The 16,797-nt window shown below is 57.1% G+C and carries 13 protein-coding genes; 5 read left to right on the forward strand and 8 right to left on the reverse strand.

Going from position 1 to position 16,797, the window contains the following annotated elements; translation table 11 throughout:
* Entirely contained in the window at window positions 1-1,614 is a 1,614-nt protein-coding gene (locus HFP51_RS03315) for a class I adenylate-forming enzyme family protein (protein WP_176874359.1), read from the reverse strand.
* A gap of 155 nt (window positions 1,615-1,769) precedes the next feature.
* Here HFP51_RS03315 and HFP51_RS03320 point away from each other — a divergent pair, with 155 nt between their 5' ends.
* Both HFP51_RS03320 and HFP51_RS03325 read left to right on the forward strand, forming a co-directional pair.
* Window positions 1,770-3,572 (forward strand): NAD(P)/FAD-dependent oxidoreductase, encoded by a 1,803-nt coding sequence (locus tag HFP51_RS03320; RefSeq protein WP_176874360.1) that lies wholly within the window; start codon window positions 1,770-1,772, stop codon window positions 3,570-3,572.
* Window positions 3,573-3,756: 184 nt separating this feature from the next.
* Window positions 3,757-5,265 carry a M17 family metallopeptidase gene (locus HFP51_RS03325; protein ID WP_218135322.1) on the forward strand — a complete coding sequence of 503 codons (1,509 nt, stop codon included), beginning with the start codon at window positions 3,757-3,759 and terminating at the stop codon, window positions 5,263-5,265.
* A gap of 57 nt (window positions 5,266-5,322) precedes the next feature.
* Here the strand turns inward: HFP51_RS03325 and HFP51_RS03330 are convergent, their stop codons facing one another.
* The 6 genes from HFP51_RS03330 to HFP51_RS03355 form a co-directional block, all read right to left on the reverse strand.
* Window positions 5,323-6,225 (reverse strand): OmpA family protein, encoded by a 903-nt coding sequence (locus HFP51_RS03330; protein ID WP_255454812.1) that lies wholly within the window; start codon window positions 6,223-6,225, stop codon window positions 5,323-5,325.
* Window positions 6,226-6,403: 178 nt separating this feature from the next.
* The gene (locus HFP51_RS03335) at window positions 6,404-7,651 is read right to left on the reverse strand and encodes an aspartate aminotransferase family protein (RefSeq protein WP_176874362.1); all 1,248 of its coding nucleotides are present in this window, start codon (window positions 7,649-7,651) and stop codon (window positions 6,404-6,406) included.
* A 97-nt stretch (window positions 7,652-7,748) separates the two neighbouring features.
* The gene (locus HFP51_RS03340; protein ID WP_176874363.1) at window positions 7,749-8,234 is read right to left on the reverse strand and encodes a DUF1772 domain-containing protein; all 486 of its coding nucleotides are present in this window, start codon (window positions 8,232-8,234) and stop codon (window positions 7,749-7,751) included.
* Window positions 8,235-8,270: 36 nt separating this feature from the next.
* On the reverse strand, window positions 8,271-9,650 hold the full coding sequence (locus HFP51_RS03345) for a class II 3-deoxy-7-phosphoheptulonate synthase (RefSeq protein WP_176874364.1): 1,380 nt from the start codon (window positions 9,648-9,650) through the stop codon (window positions 8,271-8,273).
* A gap of 92 nt (window positions 9,651-9,742) precedes the next feature.
* Window positions 9,743-10,183, reverse strand: a complete 441-nt coding sequence (locus HFP51_RS03350) for a hypothetical protein (RefSeq protein ID WP_176874365.1) — start codon at window positions 10,181-10,183, stop codon at window positions 9,743-9,745.
* 39 nt (window positions 10,184-10,222) lie between these two features.
* Window positions 10,223-11,659, reverse strand: coding sequence for a carotenoid oxygenase family protein (locus tag HFP51_RS03355; protein ID WP_176874366.1), 1,437 nt, complete (start codon window positions 11,657-11,659; stop codon window positions 10,223-10,225).
* Between the two features lie 77 nt (window positions 11,660-11,736).
* Here HFP51_RS03355 and HFP51_RS03360 point away from each other — a divergent pair, with 77 nt between their 5' ends.
* The gene (locus HFP51_RS03360) at window positions 11,737-12,336 is read left to right on the forward strand and encodes a TetR/AcrR family transcriptional regulator (RefSeq protein ID WP_176874367.1); all 600 of its coding nucleotides are present in this window, start codon (window positions 11,737-11,739) and stop codon (window positions 12,334-12,336) included.
* On the opposite strand, the gene HFP51_RS03365 is transcribed toward HFP51_RS03360, so the two are convergent.
* On the reverse strand, window positions 12,333-13,304 hold the full coding sequence (locus tag HFP51_RS03365) for a tetratricopeptide repeat protein (protein ID WP_176874368.1): 972 nt from the start codon (window positions 13,302-13,304) through the stop codon (window positions 12,333-12,335). The genes HFP51_RS03360 and HFP51_RS03365 overlap by 4 nt on opposite strands.
* A 144-nt stretch (window positions 13,305-13,448) precedes the next feature.
* Between HFP51_RS03365 and HFP51_RS03370 the strand changes: the two genes are divergently transcribed.
* Both HFP51_RS03370 and HFP51_RS03375 read left to right on the forward strand, forming a co-directional pair.
* On the forward strand, window positions 13,449-15,893 hold the full coding sequence (locus HFP51_RS03370; protein ID WP_176874369.1) for an NAD(P)-binding domain-containing protein: 2,445 nt from the start codon (window positions 13,449-13,451) through the stop codon (window positions 15,891-15,893).
* Between the two features lie 2 nt (window positions 15,894-15,895).
* Window positions 15,896-16,795 (forward strand): hypothetical protein, encoded by a 900-nt coding sequence (locus tag HFP51_RS03375; protein ID WP_176874370.1) that lies wholly within the window; start codon window positions 15,896-15,898, stop codon window positions 16,793-16,795.
* Window positions 16,796-16,797 lie beyond the last annotated feature (2 nt).

Genomic DNA, 16,797 nt, shown 5'->3' on the forward strand with positions numbered 1-16,797 from the left:
CTAAGCCGTTTGAGCGTCATATTCTCCGCGTGTAAACGCTTCGGCCATGGCAAATTTCTGGATCTTGCCAGATCCCGTCATCGGCCATTCTTCAACCCAAATCCAATAGGCCGGTGTCTTTTGTGGCGACAAACGGTCGCGGACAAAGGCTTTGAGTTCTGCCGGCTCGGGAATGCCACCGTCTGCAGCGCGCATGAAGCAGGCGACCAGTTCGCCCCATTTTTCATCAGGCACGCCAACCACGGCGACTTCAGCGATAGCCGGATGCTCGAGCATTGCGTTTTCGATCTCCGCCGGGAACAAATTCTCGCCACCGCGGATGATCATCTCTTTTACCCGACCGGTTATTTTCAAGTACCCGCGCGGATCCATCGTTCCGAGATCGCCGCTATGAAGCCATCCATTGGCATCGATCGTTTCAGCCGTAGCTTCGGGATTATCGTTATAACCGGCCATTACATTGTAGCCGCGCACGCAAATTTCGCCCTGTTCGCCAATATCGCAGATCCGATCGCTGCCTGGATCAATGATCGCAACATCCATGTGCGGCATGGGTTGCCCAATCGTCTCAGTCAGATCCTCTTCGCTGTCATCGGCCCAGCCAAAGGTAATCGCCGGAGATGCCTCAGTCTGTCCGTAAATGACCTGGACGCCGACACCAAAGGCATCGCGCGCGTTTCGCGCCAGCTCTGGAGCAACCATAGAGGCGCCAGACATCAGCGCCTTCACCGAACTCATGTCACGACCAGAACGGTGGACTTCGTCGACCATCATCACCAACATCGTCGGAACACCGCCAGTGAATTCGACCTTCTCCCGTTCGATCACGGTGATCATATTGGCTGGGTCAAATGCTGGCATCGGGATGAAGGTGAGGCCGATGACCAGGCAGCCGAACATGAAGCAGGATGCGCCAGCATGAAACAGGGGGGTAGGGGTCAGGTCAATTGCTCCTGGAGTCGCGCCCCAGCGCCGCATCAGATCCGTGTTATTCTGCAGGATGCCGCCTTGTTTCAGGAGCACGCCCTTCGGAAAGCCAGTTGTTCCCGAGGTGTATTGGATCTGAAGAATATGGTCGGGATCCGTCTCGCGCAGGCTGCCGACATCATGCCCCTCGAACAACGCGTCGAGATTGGTAATCTCGATCCGGTGTACGACAGCCGGAAGGGTGGAGCTGGCCTCGTCGACAATTGCCTTCAGGTCCGTGCCGCGAACGACCGGTGAATGGTACACCGCCGTCGCGCCGGACTGCTCGAGGACATAGTGAAGCTCTCGCGGGATAAATGCAGGATTGACCGTAACGACGGTAAGACCGGCCAGCACTGCGCCGTATTGACAGAGCACCCATTCGGGGCAGTTTGAGGCATAGATCGCAATCCGATCGCCCTCGGCATGGCGCGAAGCCATGGCGCGACCAAGCTTCTCACAATCGGCAAGCAGCTCGGTATAGGTCCAATCCCGTCCCATGCTGCCATCTTCCAGCAATTCCCGCAGTGCCAGCTGATCTCCGCGCTCCGCAGCCTGTTCGCGCAGCATTTCGGCAATCGTCATTTGCCGAAATGCCGTGTCCGTTTGCGCTGGAAACAGTGATTCTGTCAGTTCGACTTTGTACATTATTGTATACCCTCCATGCCGTTACGGAATGCTAAGCATTCTCGCGCACTTGTCGAGTGAGTAAACCAATCGAGGCTGGCCCGCCCGGTTGACCTGTGCCGACATGTTGCACAGAAAGGTCGCGACGCGTTTTCCGTTTACGTTAGAGGAAGCCCATGGCCAGCAATGCAGCAATCGACCCCACCGAAAAATCTGCCATTCTCGCGAAATATGCGGCTGAGCGTGACAAGAGAATTCGGCCGGAAGGCAATGAGCAATATCTCGAACTCAAAGGGCAGCTCGCCCATTTTGCCGAAGACCCCTATGTTGAACGCACTGAACGCGAACCGCTGACCGATCATGTTACGTACGCGTTTGTCGGCGGCGGTTTTTCCGGTTTGGCTTCCGGAGCTCGGCTACAAGAAGCCGGCATTTATGATATCCGTATCCTTGAGAAAGGCGGCGATTTCGGCGGAACCTGGTACTGGAACCGCTATCCCGGCGCACAATGCGATACCGCCTCGATGGTTTATATGCCGTTGCTCGAAGAGACCGGTCATATGCCAAGCGAGAAATATGTCCACGCTCCTGAAATACTCGAGCATTGTCAGCGCATTGGGAAGCATTTCGACCTTTACAAGAACGCAGTATTTCATACAAAGGTTGAGAGTATGCGTTGGGAAGAAGAGCAGTCCCATTGGCGCATCATCACCGATCGTGGGGATAATTTTACCGCTAGTTTTGTCGGCCTGGGTACTGGGCCTCTCCATGTTCCAAAGCTTCCCGGCGTTCCTGGTATTGAAAAATTCAAAGGTCACAGCTTTCACACCAGCCGATGGGATTATGATTATACCGGCGGCGATCCGAACGGTGCGTTGATGGAGAATCTCGCCGATAAGCGGGTCGCAATTATCGGCACTGGCGCCACTTCGGTTCAGGTCGTTCCGCATCTTGCGCGCGCTGCCAAGGAAGTCTTCGTCATTCAACGCACGCCGTCTTCGGTGGATATCCGCAACAATGAACCAATCGATGCCGACTGGTTTGAAGAAATCGCAACGGAAGGCTGGCAGAAGCGGTGGCTTGAAAACTTCACGGCCAATCAAGGCATTGGCCATGCCGAGGAAGATCTTGTCCAGGATGGCTGGACTGACCTCACAAAGCGCATCCGGTCCAAAATTCACGAGCTTCCCGAAGACCAGCGCACGGTAGAGAATATGCTCGCTGTTTGGGAAGATAGCGATATCCAGAAGATGGAAGAGATCCGCGCCCGGGTCGACGAATTGATCGCGGATGAAAGCACAGCTGAAGACCTCAAGGCTTGGTATCGCCAGCTCTGCAAACGGCCATGTTTCCATGACGAATATCTTCAGTCCTTCAACAATCCTGGTACCCATTTGATAGATACCGATGGCAAGGGCGCTGAAGCGATTACCGAAAAAGGTGTTGTTGTCGGCGGCAAGGAATATGAGGTCGATTGCATTGTCTATGCGTCGGGCTTCGAAGTCGGCACGACGCTGGAACGCCGCACCGGCTTTGATCCCGTCGGTCGTGACGGGCTAACGCTTGAAACGGCGTGGGAAGAGGGGATGCGGACCAAGCATGGCATGCATGTCCATGGCTTCCCGAACATGTTTCTTGTTCAGGCAACCCAAGGGGCAAATCTTATCTCAAATTATCCGCACAATCTGGTTGAATGTGCGCGGGGGATAGCTGTGATGATCGGCCATGCCCTGGAGACCGGTGCGAAGGAAGTCGAGGTGACGCAGGAAGCGCAGGATCAGTGGGTTCAGCTATTGCTGACCGGTCCCGGCATGCTTATCGGGACTCCCGATTGCACACCGGGTTACTATAATAATGAGGGCCAGCCTACTGAGTTTGCCCAATATTATGTCGGCTATCCACACGGAGCCCAAGCCTATTTCAAGTATTTTGAGAACTGGCTGAAGAGCGGAACGTTTGACGGCGTTGAATTCCGCTGAGAGCGCATAGAATTTCATGATCCCGCTCCAATTATGATAGTGGTTAGCCAGTATCATCTGAGAGCGAAGATCCTAGAGAGGCAACCAAATGCGCATTTCTGCTCTGACAATTACCGGGTGGTTGATAGCAGCTGCGGTTGCGACGGCAGGGCTCAGCTCATCTGCGATCAGCCAAAATTTGCCGATGGCGCAACCGGCTTCCCAGCAATTGCGATTGGTTCAGTTTGTGGAGCAATTGCCCGCTGATCGCGGAGCATTGGTTTTACCGGTCGCCAATCTTGAAGAGCTTCCGACCTCTTTGAGGGATCTCACTACACCCGAACGAACGGCGATCCAGCGCGCCTTGGAGACATCCGAGTTTAATTTCTCGTCACCAGGTAAATTGAGCCTGCGTGGTATTGGAGATTGGCAGCAGGTTGTGATCGTCGCGGTTGGTGAGGATGGGCGCGCTCCGGACTATGAACGGGCCGGTGCTATTGCCGGTCGTGCGCTATTGAGTGAATCGGCGACGGTAACGGTGATCGCCGGAGCAATGACCGGTGAAGCGGTGTCCAACTTCGCCACAGGATTTGGGCTTGGAGAGTATCGCTCTGATCTTTATCGCGCGCGAGAAGAGGGTGAGGGTGACAGGGGCGCTGTCACCGTTGTTTCCGGCTCTGCACTGCTTGCTCAATCGATCTATGAGAATCGCGGACGCGCCTTGATCGCGGCGATGAACTGGACGCGCGACATATCCAATGAGCCAGGCAATGCAGTCTATCCAGAGGTGTTCGTTGACCGCGCCCGCACGGCGTTTTCCGGCGTGGAGGGAATTCAAATTGACGTCCTTGACGAAACAGCGATGAACGAACTGGGGATGGGCGCGATACTGGGCGTTGGCCGAGGATCGGAGCGCCCGCCGCGGCTGCTTGTCGTGCGCTATACCGGCCCCGGAACCGAGGACGATCGACCGATTGTCCTGGCTGGGAAGGGGATCACGTTCGATACCGGTGGAATCTCGATCAAACCGCGCCAGAATATGGAAAATATGCGCATGGACATGTCGGGCGCTGCGAGCGTCACGGGTGCGGTGCTGTCGCTTGCTCTATCTCGGGCATCCGTGAACGTCGTCGCTGTCTCTGCGCTGGCTGAGAATATGCCCGACGGTCGAGCCATTCGTCCGGGTGATGTGTTGCGGGCGCTGAACGGTAAGACAATTCAGGTCATTAGCACCGATGCTGAAGGGCGCTTGGTTCTTGCTGACGGCCTGTCCTGGATTGAGCGCAATCTTGACGCCGTTGCTGTCGTCGACGTTGCCACCCTAACGGGTTCGGTGCGGGGCGCCCTCTCTAACGATTATGCAGGACTCTTCTCTCGGCATGATTGGCTTGCGACGCAGCTTCTGGAAGCAGGCGACGCTGCTGGCGAGCCTCTGTGGCGCCTACCAATTCACGATAGCTATGCGCAGGATATGCGCTCGACTGTTGCTGATATCCGGAACGGTAGCACTGGAAACGGAGGCGGCGCGGGTACGGCGGCCTATTTCCTTGGTGAGTTTATCAGCCGCGACATTCCCTGGGCCCATCTCGACATAGCGAATATGGCCTGGTCGGGCGCAAGCGACTGGAAACCGGACGGATCCGCTGGGTTTGGTGTGCGATTGCTTGACCGGTTTGTCCGCGAATTCGAACAGTCCATGCCGAACGGACGGTAGAACCAAAGTTGATTGGAGCGAGATGGTGGGGTGAGCTTTTGACCCACCCCAAACATCCTAAAGTCCGTCGAGTGCCTTGCTGACGAGAATATTTACCGAGACGCGGCGGTTCTGCGCCCGGCCGGCTGCCGTGTTGTTGTCCGCCAGCGGATCAGACTCTGACATTCCGGTAGGGGTCAGCATGCGATACGGCGCCCAGCCGCATTCCTGCTGCAAATAGTTGACTACCCGACCAGCCCGCCGTTCGCTCAGCACTTGGTTATACTCCTGATCGCCGGTTGAATCGGTGTAACCGACCACCAGCAACAGGGCGTTCTCCATTGCATCGGCTTCTCGTGCCGCTGCGCACAGCTCGGTTTCAGCTTGCGGTGTGAGCCGCCACCGACCGGAATCGAAATAGACGTTGGTTGTACCGCGGATGTTATATTGGTCGATATCACCGACGCGGCCGCGCAATGCCTCGGTCGCTGCAGCGTTCTCCTCGATCGCGGCACCTTGCTCAGCAAATTGTTGACCAGTGCCGGTCCGGATCATGTTCGCGGTTTCAAGGTCGCTGTTGCTGAAGCGAACCTTGCTCGCCACCAGGCCATCGCCCCATTGAACAGTTTCCACGCTAACCGGCAGGCCATTTAGGAGAGAGTCCGCGCCAAGCGGTGTTCTGCTAAGTCCAAGAAATCCGCCGCGGGACCGGATGTCGGTAACCGGAGCGATAAGGACATTTGTGACACTACCGTCAGCACCCGTGACCGTCACACGGTCTCCGTTGCGCGCCGAAATAAAGCCCTCAAGCTCAGGGCCGATCGCCAAGCCGGACAAATCATCCGGCGGCGTACCGGTTACGAGAATGGTTTCGTCGCCAGAAATTGGGGGCAGCTCCTGAGCTGCGAGGTTGGCCGGCAATGTGACGGCAAGCGTGGCGAACAGAATGGCTGCTGTCGGCCTTTTCGAAATCATATGCACTATGTTGCTCCTTCAAACTCCCCCAACTGAACCTGCTAAACTCAAGATACAGTTGAACGCCGCACAAATGCTGGCTGTCCAAGCCAATCGCTCTGACACAGAAAGAGTTCCCGCGCCAGATAGCCCACCGGGACAGTGCGAACGGATGGTGCGACGAACCGTTCCATGGTGCCCTTCACTAGCTGTATCGGACTTCAGCCTTTTCTGCTGCCTTTGCGCCTTCACCCGCAGCGACCGTGCAGACACTGTCGGCCAGGTCCTCCAGATAGTCGTCGATAAATTCAGAGTGTTTGGGTGACAGCATCAAGTGGAGGCTTGGTGGTTCGACCGTGGCCGAGGTGAACCAGCCACGTCGATACATCTCGCCATAAATGGCAAAGGCGTGATGGTCTGGATGATGAAAAGCGACCAGACCGAGAAGCGGCTTTCCAAGAATTTTGAATCCGAGTTTGGAAACGCCTGCTTCCACGCGTTCTCGGGTCGCGCACACTTCGCCCTGAAGGCGGCAATAGCCGTCTACGCCCAGATAGTTCATCACTGCCCATGCCGCCGAGATCGCCCCGCCGGGTCGCGTGCCGGCCAAGGTTGGAGTCATCATCGGCGCGCCGGACCAGCAAGCGAAGTCGAACGGCATGTGCTGATACAGTGCATCGGATCGGAACAGCACGGTTGATGCGCCCTTGGCTGCATATCCGTACTTATGAAGGTCTGCACTCATTGAGTGGACTGTTGGAATTTCGAAATCAAATGGCGGCACTGCCACGCCGTTCATGCGGGCAAAGGGTGCAAAATAACCGCCAACACAGGCATCGACATGAAGCCACAGACCCTTGCGCTCCGCCGCTTCGCCCAGTTCGGCAATTGGATCGATGATACCGTGGGGGAAGTTCGGTGCAGATCCCACGATCATGATCGTATCCGCGTCGCAGGCTTCTTCCATAGCTGCCACATCGGCTTCGTAGGACCCGTCTGTTTTCAGCGCGATGCGGCGCACGTCGACGTCCATCAGATGACAGGCCTTGTCGAACGCGAGATGGGCGGACTGCGGCAATACGACATTGGCCTTGTCCTGCGCCTTACCACTTGCCCGCGCAAAATCGCGCGCGGTCTTGATCGCCATGGTTATGGAATCAGTCCCGCCGGACGTCATTGCGCCAGTCGCGCCTTTGGGGCCGTGCAGCAACCCGAGCGCCATGGAGATTACATCCTTCTCCATCTGCGCGAGAGACGGAAAGGCTGCGGGGCCCAGCCCGTTTTCCGACATATAGGCGGTATATGCTTCCTTCTGGATCGTTGCGACATCCTCACCGGCATTGAACACATAGACGGCTGTCTTGCCGTCTCGCCATTTGGCATCCTTGCTGCCGCGTTCGACCAAATCCGCTCTCAGCGAATCCCAGTCGCGCCCCTTGTCTGGCAGTTGCATGATATTCGTCTCCGTGCCTGAACCAATCGCCGTCACTCTGGCGGTTTTTCAGTACCCGGACAATGATCGATACGGGATCGATTGAGCGGCGGAATGTTTAGGCGGTCTGGAGTAGCGCGCAGATAAGGAGTGCGCATGCAGCAGTGCAGGACAGCGTCCTGACATGGTTCCAGACAGTCCAGCGCTGCATATAGCGACGCCACATCGCCTCGCCATCAGCAGTGTGTGCGTCGGTTGCCTCGAGCGCATTGTTCAGCGGTACATTCGCGATCACGGTGACGACAAACATGCCGACGATATAGAGCGCGCTACCCGCCAGCATCGCGATTGCGCCGCGCCCCGATAGATCCGTTACAGCAACTATAGCCAACACCAAGCAGGCCAGCGTGCTGGCGAAAAATAGCGGAAGAAACAGCGATCTTTGGATTACCCGATTGATGGATTGCATAGCGAGCATTCCAGAGGGGCTTTCGATTGCATCGAGAGAGCGCATCACAAAAGTCGAAAATGTGAAATAGACGCCGGCCATAAGCCCAACGGAAATGGCGGCAAACCAGAGCATTCCGCAGATGATCATTGCCATGGAAAGTCTCCGCAGGGTGCTACGCGGCGAATTGCTCTAAGCTGCTTCGCTCTCGCGTTCGCGGCGCATGCCTTCTTCGTTGAGCATCTCAGCCAACAGGAAGGCGAGTTCGATGCTCTGACCCGCATTCAGGCGCGGGTCGCAATGGGTGTGATAGCGATCAGCGAGGTTCTGCTCGGTTACGTCAATCGCACCACCGGTGCATTCGGTCACGTCTTGGCCGGTCATCTCACAATGGATGCCGCCTCCATAGGTGCCTTCTGCCCGATGGACGGCGAAAAAGCCGCGCACTTCGTCGAGTATGCGATCGAACGGCCGGGTCTTGTACCCGGTGGCGGCTTTGATCGTGTTGCCATGCATCGGATCGCAGGACCAGATGACCGGGTGCCCTTCGGCTTTCACTGCACGAACCAGCGGGGCAAGGCCTTCTTCGACCTTGTCATGGCCAAAGCGGCTGATCAGGGTGATCCGTCCGGGTGACCGTTCGGGATCGAGCGTATCGAGCAATTTGAGCAGATCGTCTGGATCGAGGCTAGGCCCGCATTTCATGCCAATTGGATTAGCAATGCCGCGGAAATATTCGACATGCGCGCTGTCTTCGAAGCGGGTGCGATCTCCGATCCAGACAAAATGCGCGGATGTGTCGTACCAATCACCAGTAACGCTGTCCTGGCGGGTGAGCGCTTCTTCGTACGGCAGCAGCAACGCTTCGTGACTAACATAAAATTGCGTGCCATTGAGCTGCGGAACGCGATCGGCATCGATGCCGCAGGCGTCCATGAATTGTAGCGCGTCACCGATCCGGCCGGCGAGTTCTTCAAACTTGGTGGCCCAAGGGCTCTTGCCCATGAAATCAAGCGTCCAGCTATGGACCTTATGAAGGTTTGCATATCCGCCGCTGGCATAGGCGCGTAGGAGATTGAGCGTTGCCGACGCCTGGGAATAGGCGCGGATCATGCGCTGCGGATCGGGAATGCGTGAATTCTCGCTAAAGTCGATATCGTTGACGATATCACCACGATAGGAGGGAAGGGTGACACCATCCTGCTCTTCGATATCCGAGGAGCGCGGCTTGGCGAACTGACCGGCCATACGGCCGACCTTCACCACGGGGACCTTCGAGGCATAGGTCAGAACGACCGCCATCTGCAGGATTACGCGGAATGTATCGCGGATATTGGTCGGATTGAATTCGGCGAAGCTTTCGGCGCAATCGCCGCCCTGCAACAAAAACGCCTTGCCCAAGGCCACTTCCGACAGGTCGGTGCGCAGCTGCTTCGCCTCACCAGCAAAGATCAGCGGCGGATAGTTGGCGAGCGTATTCTCGACATCGGCTAATGCAGCCGCATCGTCATAGGCAGGCATCTGGATGCCATTGGCATCGCGCCAGCTGTCCGGGTTCCATTGTTTTGTCATCGGCTTAATCACTTACTGTCGTACCTGTGGATAATTCCATGCGGCAGCGCACAACGGATTGCAACGGGGTTTTGATTGTTTCGGCCCAAGGCCTAGTTTGTCGGACCAGCGCCGGATTTCTGCCACGGCCGATCGATGAGCAGGGCCAGCAGCGCGGCCGCGCAGGTGCCGACCGGGCCATACCAGGGTGGACTGGCCGGGCTTTGCGTCAACACGGTGATCGTGGCCCAACCCGTAGGAATGTTGAACGCGAGAACAATCAGCGGGGCCGCATAGCGGGCCCATCGCTCGCCGCGTCGTATGGGAACGGCGATCAGCGCCGTGAGGGAAAGGCCCAGTGCCAACCAACCACCGCCGGCAACGTCCAACAGCGCGCCGATCAATACCTGATAACCCTCTGCGACTGCGTTCCACTCCTCGCCAACCGCAACCGCATGATAGGGCATGAAGGTTGGCGAGAAGAGGTAGATTGCGCCGAGGATATAGCTGCTGACTGCAATCGCTGCGTAAATCAGGATCGGCAGACGGGTCATTCTTCCTCTCAGCTAGTTACCGCAGAACGTTTCAGTCAATTAGGCGCTGGCCACCCAGTTACCGTGGAACCCAGGCGGAATGCGATGGGGTAGATGGATCGCTGCGACCGGGTCGCCGGTAAAGTTGGCGGCGTCGAGTATCACAAACTCGGTGTGATCATCATTCATGTCGACGACCAGCCCGACCAGCCAGCCATTGTCTTCACCTTCGCCGCGCGGAACGAACACGAACTCGCCTGGGTGACGCTTGGCTCCAAAGTCATGGATTTCACGATCGCCGGTTTCCAGATCATGCTTGAACAGGCGGGTATCGTTGATCAGTCCGGGTGTTTTGTCGCTATCATCAGCCGCCATGCAATAGGCGTAGCGATAGTCCTTGCAGGATTGGCGCTCGTCATAGCGCGGAAACTCCTGGTTTGTCCCGTCGATAACCTTCCGATCGACCGCGCCGCCCTGGGCGTCGATCGTCCAACGTTCAAAGCTGCTCTGTGATCCATCCGGGCCGTCATAGCCGTCATTGAACATGTGGTTATGCGCTACGACGTCCATGATCACCTTGCCGTCCTTCTCTTCGAAGGCATTGGCCGGATGGAAGACATAACAAGGCTCAACCGGATGCCAGATGACATCGGCATTGGTTCCGTTGCGCGGCATCAGGCCAATGCGGGCCTTGTGATCGGGATTCCAGCGATACGGGAACGGGTGACCGCCCATCAGCGTCTTCATCGAGAAGGTGACCGGCAGATCCATGACGATCACATAGTTTTTGGTGAGCGCACAATCATGAATGCTTGGGCCGTGTTCGACGGAAATCGGCTCTTCGCGCACGACCTTTCCATCCGGGCCAACAACGGTGTGCCACACCGTATCGAGCGCATCGGCCTTGTAGCAGATTGCATGCATTTCGCCGATTTCGGGGTCGAGATGCGGATGCGCAGTGAACGGCCCGTCCAGCGTGCCATCAAAATCGTTGATCGCGATGGTGTCGAGCTCTTCGGTCAGCTCAACCGGGCAGTTGCCAGCCTCGACAATCGCCCATGTGCGACCATTCTGGCCAACGATATTGGTATTGGCATTGCCGGGTTCGCGATCGTCCGGGCAGGGGACAGGTGCTTCGCCGAGCGCTTGGCTGACTTCGCCGGAGCGGATCCAGCGATTGCGATACCATTCGGCCTTGCCACCCTGGATGCGCAATCCATGGGCCATGCCGTCGCCGATGAACCAGTGATAGGTCGCCGGCTTGGGTGGCGTAACCGGGTTCGGGCCAATCCGCAGATAGCGTCCGTCGATCTCGGCGGGAATTGTGCCGTCTACTTTCAGCTCTGTCAGGGTCAGCTCTTCGGTCATCGGAGTATGGATGCCGGTCAGATAGGGATGATCGTCGCTGCGCGTCTTGAGCGCGGCGCTGACTTTGGAAACACCCATTACGCCTTGGGTGACTGTTTTACGGATGGTTTTCTCGATGACGCTGGCCATGGGGAGCGGTCCTTTTATGGGGGGCTGGTGATTCGATATGTTGACACTGTTAACCTCGCAATGGTAACAGTGTCAACATGGAAAAGACGCAGACGAGGAAAAGCTATCATCACGGTGACCTTCGAACGGCATTGCTCGATACTGGATTGCGGCTGTTGGAGACAAAGGCCGGTGGAGAAATTGGATTGCGTGAGGTCGCCCGTGAAACGGGTGTTAGCGCAACCGCCGTTTATCGGCACTTTCCGGACAAGGATGCGCTCCTCGGCGCGCTGGTTGGTGCGGGCTATGACATGCTGGCCGACTCACAGGAGGCCGCAGGTTCGCACTTTCCCGAGCGCGATGATGCGTTTCGCGCAATTGGTCAGGCCTATGTGCATTTTGCATTGGCCCATCCGGCGCTATTCCGTTTGATGACTAGCTATATGCACCTGACAGGTGAATGCGATGAAGGGGAGGTGGTCGGCGACAATCGCGCTGGCCGGTTGCTGAAGGATAATATCAACGTGCTGCTACCTGACGATGCGACCGAACGCGATCGGCAGGTTGCGACGACCCAATCGCTGGCACTTGTGCATGGCCTTGCCCAGCTCGTGCTAGCTGGTCAGGTTCCCAACGATCCAGATTTGATCGACGCGGTCGTCGATCAGTTTGGCGGATGGAATAAGAGAAGCGCTTAAGCGCCCGGTACGCCAAGCGCCCGGGCCGAGGCGTTGATCCGTTCCAGTTGCGATGAATCGCTGGCAAAGGCTTCACGGGCGCGGCGCCAAGCATCGCCAGCTTGCGCGGCCTGACCCAGTTGCATGCGCGAGCGCATCAACATGATCCAGCCATCCGCATCATTGGGATTGCGACTGAGGCGCTCGTCCAGGCCATTGACCATATTTTCGATCATCATGTCCTGCTGGCCCTGGGGCAGCTGGCTCGCTGCCCGCATTTCTTGTGGGCTTGGACCGGGAATGGCCTGGGTTGCAGCCTCCGGCACATTGGTTTGAGCAATCGTACCCGGTGGCGGCACTCGCCCGCTGACATCAATACCATGCTCTTCGGCGACCTGTGCAATCAACCCGCGAAGGTCTCCCTCCCAGGGCGCATTGGGCGGCGTATCGCGTAACAACGCAATCCAATCATTGACCGCGCCTTCATGATCTCCGGCAAGATCTTTGCGAACGCCTTCAAAATAGCGAGCACGGGGATCGGATGGGTCCAGCTCCAGTGCACGCGTAAAGGCCTGTCGAGCATCAGTAGGAAAGCCATCATCTGCGGCAAGCGCCAGCGCTTCACCGCGTGCCGAATGATAGCGGGCCATGGTTGGGTTCAACTCGCTGGCACGGCCATAAGCGTTAGCAGCGTCGCCATATCGTGCGGACTGGAAATAGGATAGCCCAAGCAGCGCCCAGGCCTCTTCGTCGTCGGGCCTCTGTTCGACCCGGGCTTCGAGCTGCGGAATTGCTTCGGCCAATTCCGCATTGCCAAGATTTTCGGCCAGAGCCGTGCCTTGTGGCGCGCCACTTTCGGCAGTGCCCTGATCATCGCCACGGGCGATCGCATAGCCAATCGAGAAGGTGGCAATCGCAGCAGCAGCAATCAGCACATAACGCGCTGTATTGCCCCCATTGTCTGCATCCGATTTGCCCGATTCCGCCATGATTCCTGCCCTCTATAATTTTGCGTCTCCTATCTAGCTTGTCCGCCCAAAGATGATAGAGTGCCGAACGGGCGCAGGGAGAATATAAGCGAAGCCGGGAAAACCCGATCGCTGAACAGGCAGGCCAGGTGGCAGGGGGTAAATTTGGCGGACGGCTATCGTATCGCTATCATCGGCTCGGGACCTGCAGGTCTCAGCGCCGCTGGACGCGCCGCCGACCTTGGCCTTTCCCATGTTTTGCTCGAGAAAACCGACCATCTGTCGGACACGATCTACAAATATCAAAAGGGCAAGCATGTGATGGCCACGCCGAGCCAGCTCGTGCTGCGCTCGGACATGGATTTCGATGCGGGTAAGAGAGAGGCTGTGCTGGGCACATGGGACGAGCAGGCCGGCTCGCTGGGTGTCAATGTTAGGCTCCACTCCGAAGTGACCGCGATCGAAGGAGAGGCCGGGAATTTCCAGATCAAACTAGCCGATGGCGAAACGATCCAGGCGGAAAATGTAATCCTGGCAATTGGTACCCAGGGCAATCCCAACACCTTGCGCTGTCCGGGCGGAGATCTGCCGCATGTACAATATCAGCTCGACGACCCCGGCGAATATGTGGACGAGCATATCACCGTGATCGGTTCCGGCGATGCTGGCATAGAGAATGCGCTAGGCTTGGCCGCTGATGCTGAACAAGGCAATAAAGTCACCATTCTCAACCGATCTGCCGAGTTTGCCCGAGCCAAGGATGCGAACGTAAAATTGCTGACAGCGGCCGGTGAGCAAGGCCGGATGAATATCATGACGGAAACGTCGCCGGCAGAATTGCTGCCCGGCGAGATTGTCCTCGATACACGCGATGGTCAGACCAAGATACGATGCGATCGCGTGATTGCTCGCATCGGCTCGGCGCCGCCGCGCAAATTCGTCGAAGCCTGCGGGGTTGAGTTTGCCAGCGAAGACCGAGAGGCGTTTCCGAAGCTATCTTCGGCGTTTGAATCCACCAAAAAGGGTATCTTCGTCATCGGTGCGTTGGCGGGATATCCGCTGATCAAACATTGCATGAACCAAGGCTATGACGTCGTCGAGTTCATCAATGGAAATACCGAACTCAAACCAGCCGATGAACCACTTCTCGAAGCCAAGTTCAAGAATCTTCCGGGCAATCTGAGCGTTGAAAACTGGCTCGAATTTTTGCGGTCCAAGGTTTCAATTCTGAATGAGCTCTCGCCACTTCAAATGCGTGAGTTCATGCTCGATTCCGACGTGCATTATTTCCGCAAAGGCCAACAGGTTTTTGAGAAGAATGAACCGGGCTCTTCGATATTCGGGATCGCACAGGGCCATGCACTCGTTGAGTTGAGCGAGGCTGACACATCGCTCACCCAGGAGATCGAGGAGGGATCCATATTCGGCGAAGTCGGATTGGTATCTGGCCGTCGACGCGGTGCGACAATTCGTGCCGGTGAAGAGCTGATAGCGGTTGAAATACCCCGCATGGCAACATTGAAGCTGATGGCGTCTGTGCCTGCTGCGCGCAGGGCCGTGACCGATATCTCGACCGAGCGCCAGTTGCTGCAAATGTTCGGTTCGGGATTGAAATCCGCAGATCTGGTCGAGGTGATGAAGGGGTCTGAGATCCTAAACGTCAAAGCTGGCGAGGCAATTATCGATGAGGGTGATACCAATATCGATCTGTTTGTGATCCGATCAGGTTCGATGGTTGTCGAGAAGATGGTCGGCCGTAAGCCTGTCTTCCTCTCCTATCTCCCTGCCGGCAGCTATGTCGGGGAAATGGCCGTTCTCGAAGACGGCCCGCGAACGGCAACCGTGCGCGCAGCGATCAAATCCGAAGTCATCAAGATTGACGGCCACGCCTTCCGCACGCTGCTTGAAAACAAGCCCGACCTATTGGCCCAGGCGCGGCGTGAAATGGAATCTCGCGAAGATATCAACAATTTCGTCGAAGCGAAGAAGGACAGTTTTTCGGGCGTTGTCGACATGTACAGTTCGGTCGCATCCTTCCTGGTCGAAAACGGTATCGGTGAGGCGACGGATGTTCTGCTTATCGATGAGAATCTCTGTGTTGGCTGCGACAATTGTGAGAAGGCGTGCGCCGATAGTCATGATGGATTGTCACGGCTCGATCGCGAAGCCGGGCGCACTTATGCCCATCTTCATGTGCCGACAAGCTGCCGCCATTGCGAACATCCCCATTGTATGGCCGATTGTCCACCCAACGCGATTCATCGCGGCGATGATGGCGAGGTGTTTATCGATGAAACCTGCATTGGCTGTGGCAATTGCCAGCGCAACTGCCCCTATGGCGTTATCCGTATGGAGAAAGTGCCGCCGCCGAAACCGTCTCTGTTGAGTTGGCTGTTTTTTGGCGCGGGTCCTGGGCCGGGCGAACCCGAGCATGAATGGATTGAGAGCCAGGTTGCCGATGAGACACCCAAGGTCGCGATCAAATGCGATATGTGCGCCGGGATTGAGGGCGGTCCTGCCTGTGTGCGGGCCTGTCCGACGGGTGCCGCCATTCGCGTCGCACCTGAAGACTTCCTGTCGGTCGCCCGGCTCGAAACGGAGCAGGCATAATTATGGCCACGCGGGGCGCAAATCTCAGCGGTAATAGCGATGCCGAAAGCGGCGCGGTCTCCGAAGCTGCGCAGCATGAAGGCTTTTTGCGTTATCGTGCCGGTTATTGGGGCAAGATGGCGCTCGGCATCTCGATCACGCTGATCCTCATATACCTGCTGATCGACATCGAGCCGCGCCACAATGGCGGGACCTGGCTAGGCTATACGTTGGGGACAGTCGGCGTCGGCCTGATCATTTGGCTGACGCTGCTCGGTGTCCGAAAACGCGCGATGACCCCCGGGCGTTGGTCGCTCAAAGCCTGGACATCGGCACATGTATATCTGGGCCTGTCGCTCTTAGTGATCGGCACACTCCACACCGGTTTCCAGCTTGGCTGGAACGTCCACACGCTCGCCTGGGTCCTGATGATGATAGTGATCCTGTCCGGGATTTTTGGGATTACGGTATACAGCATCCTGCCGCGCCAGCTGAGCAGCAATCGTGATGAGACAACAGAAGCACAGATGTTGGAGACTGTTTCCGATATCGATCGCCAATTGTTCGATGCCGCCCAACCCCTCGATGCCGAAGCCGCAGCCATTGTCCAGGAGGCACTCGACGAGACTGCTTTTGACGGCGGCTTGCGCCAGCGGCTGAGTGGCAAATATCGCGGCGGCGGGACTGCCCGCGCATTGTCGATTTTCCGTTCGCTTTCGAGCGCTGGCGGACATCCGCAAGACGAGCTCTATGATCGGCTTGAAGCTCTGCTGTCGCGCAAACTTGCGGCGGTCATGCGGATCCGGCGACATTTGCGGCTCAAGGCTATGCTGCAGATCTGGCTCTATATTCACGTACCGGTGACGTTCGGCCTGCTCGCTGCGCTTTCGGCGCATATCATCAGCGTATTTTTCTACTGGTAGGG

The sequence above is a fragment of the Parasphingopyxis sp. CP4 genome, from assembly GCF_013378055.1.
Taxonomy (GTDB): domain Bacteria; phylum Pseudomonadota; class Alphaproteobacteria; order Sphingomonadales; family Sphingomonadaceae; genus Parasphingopyxis.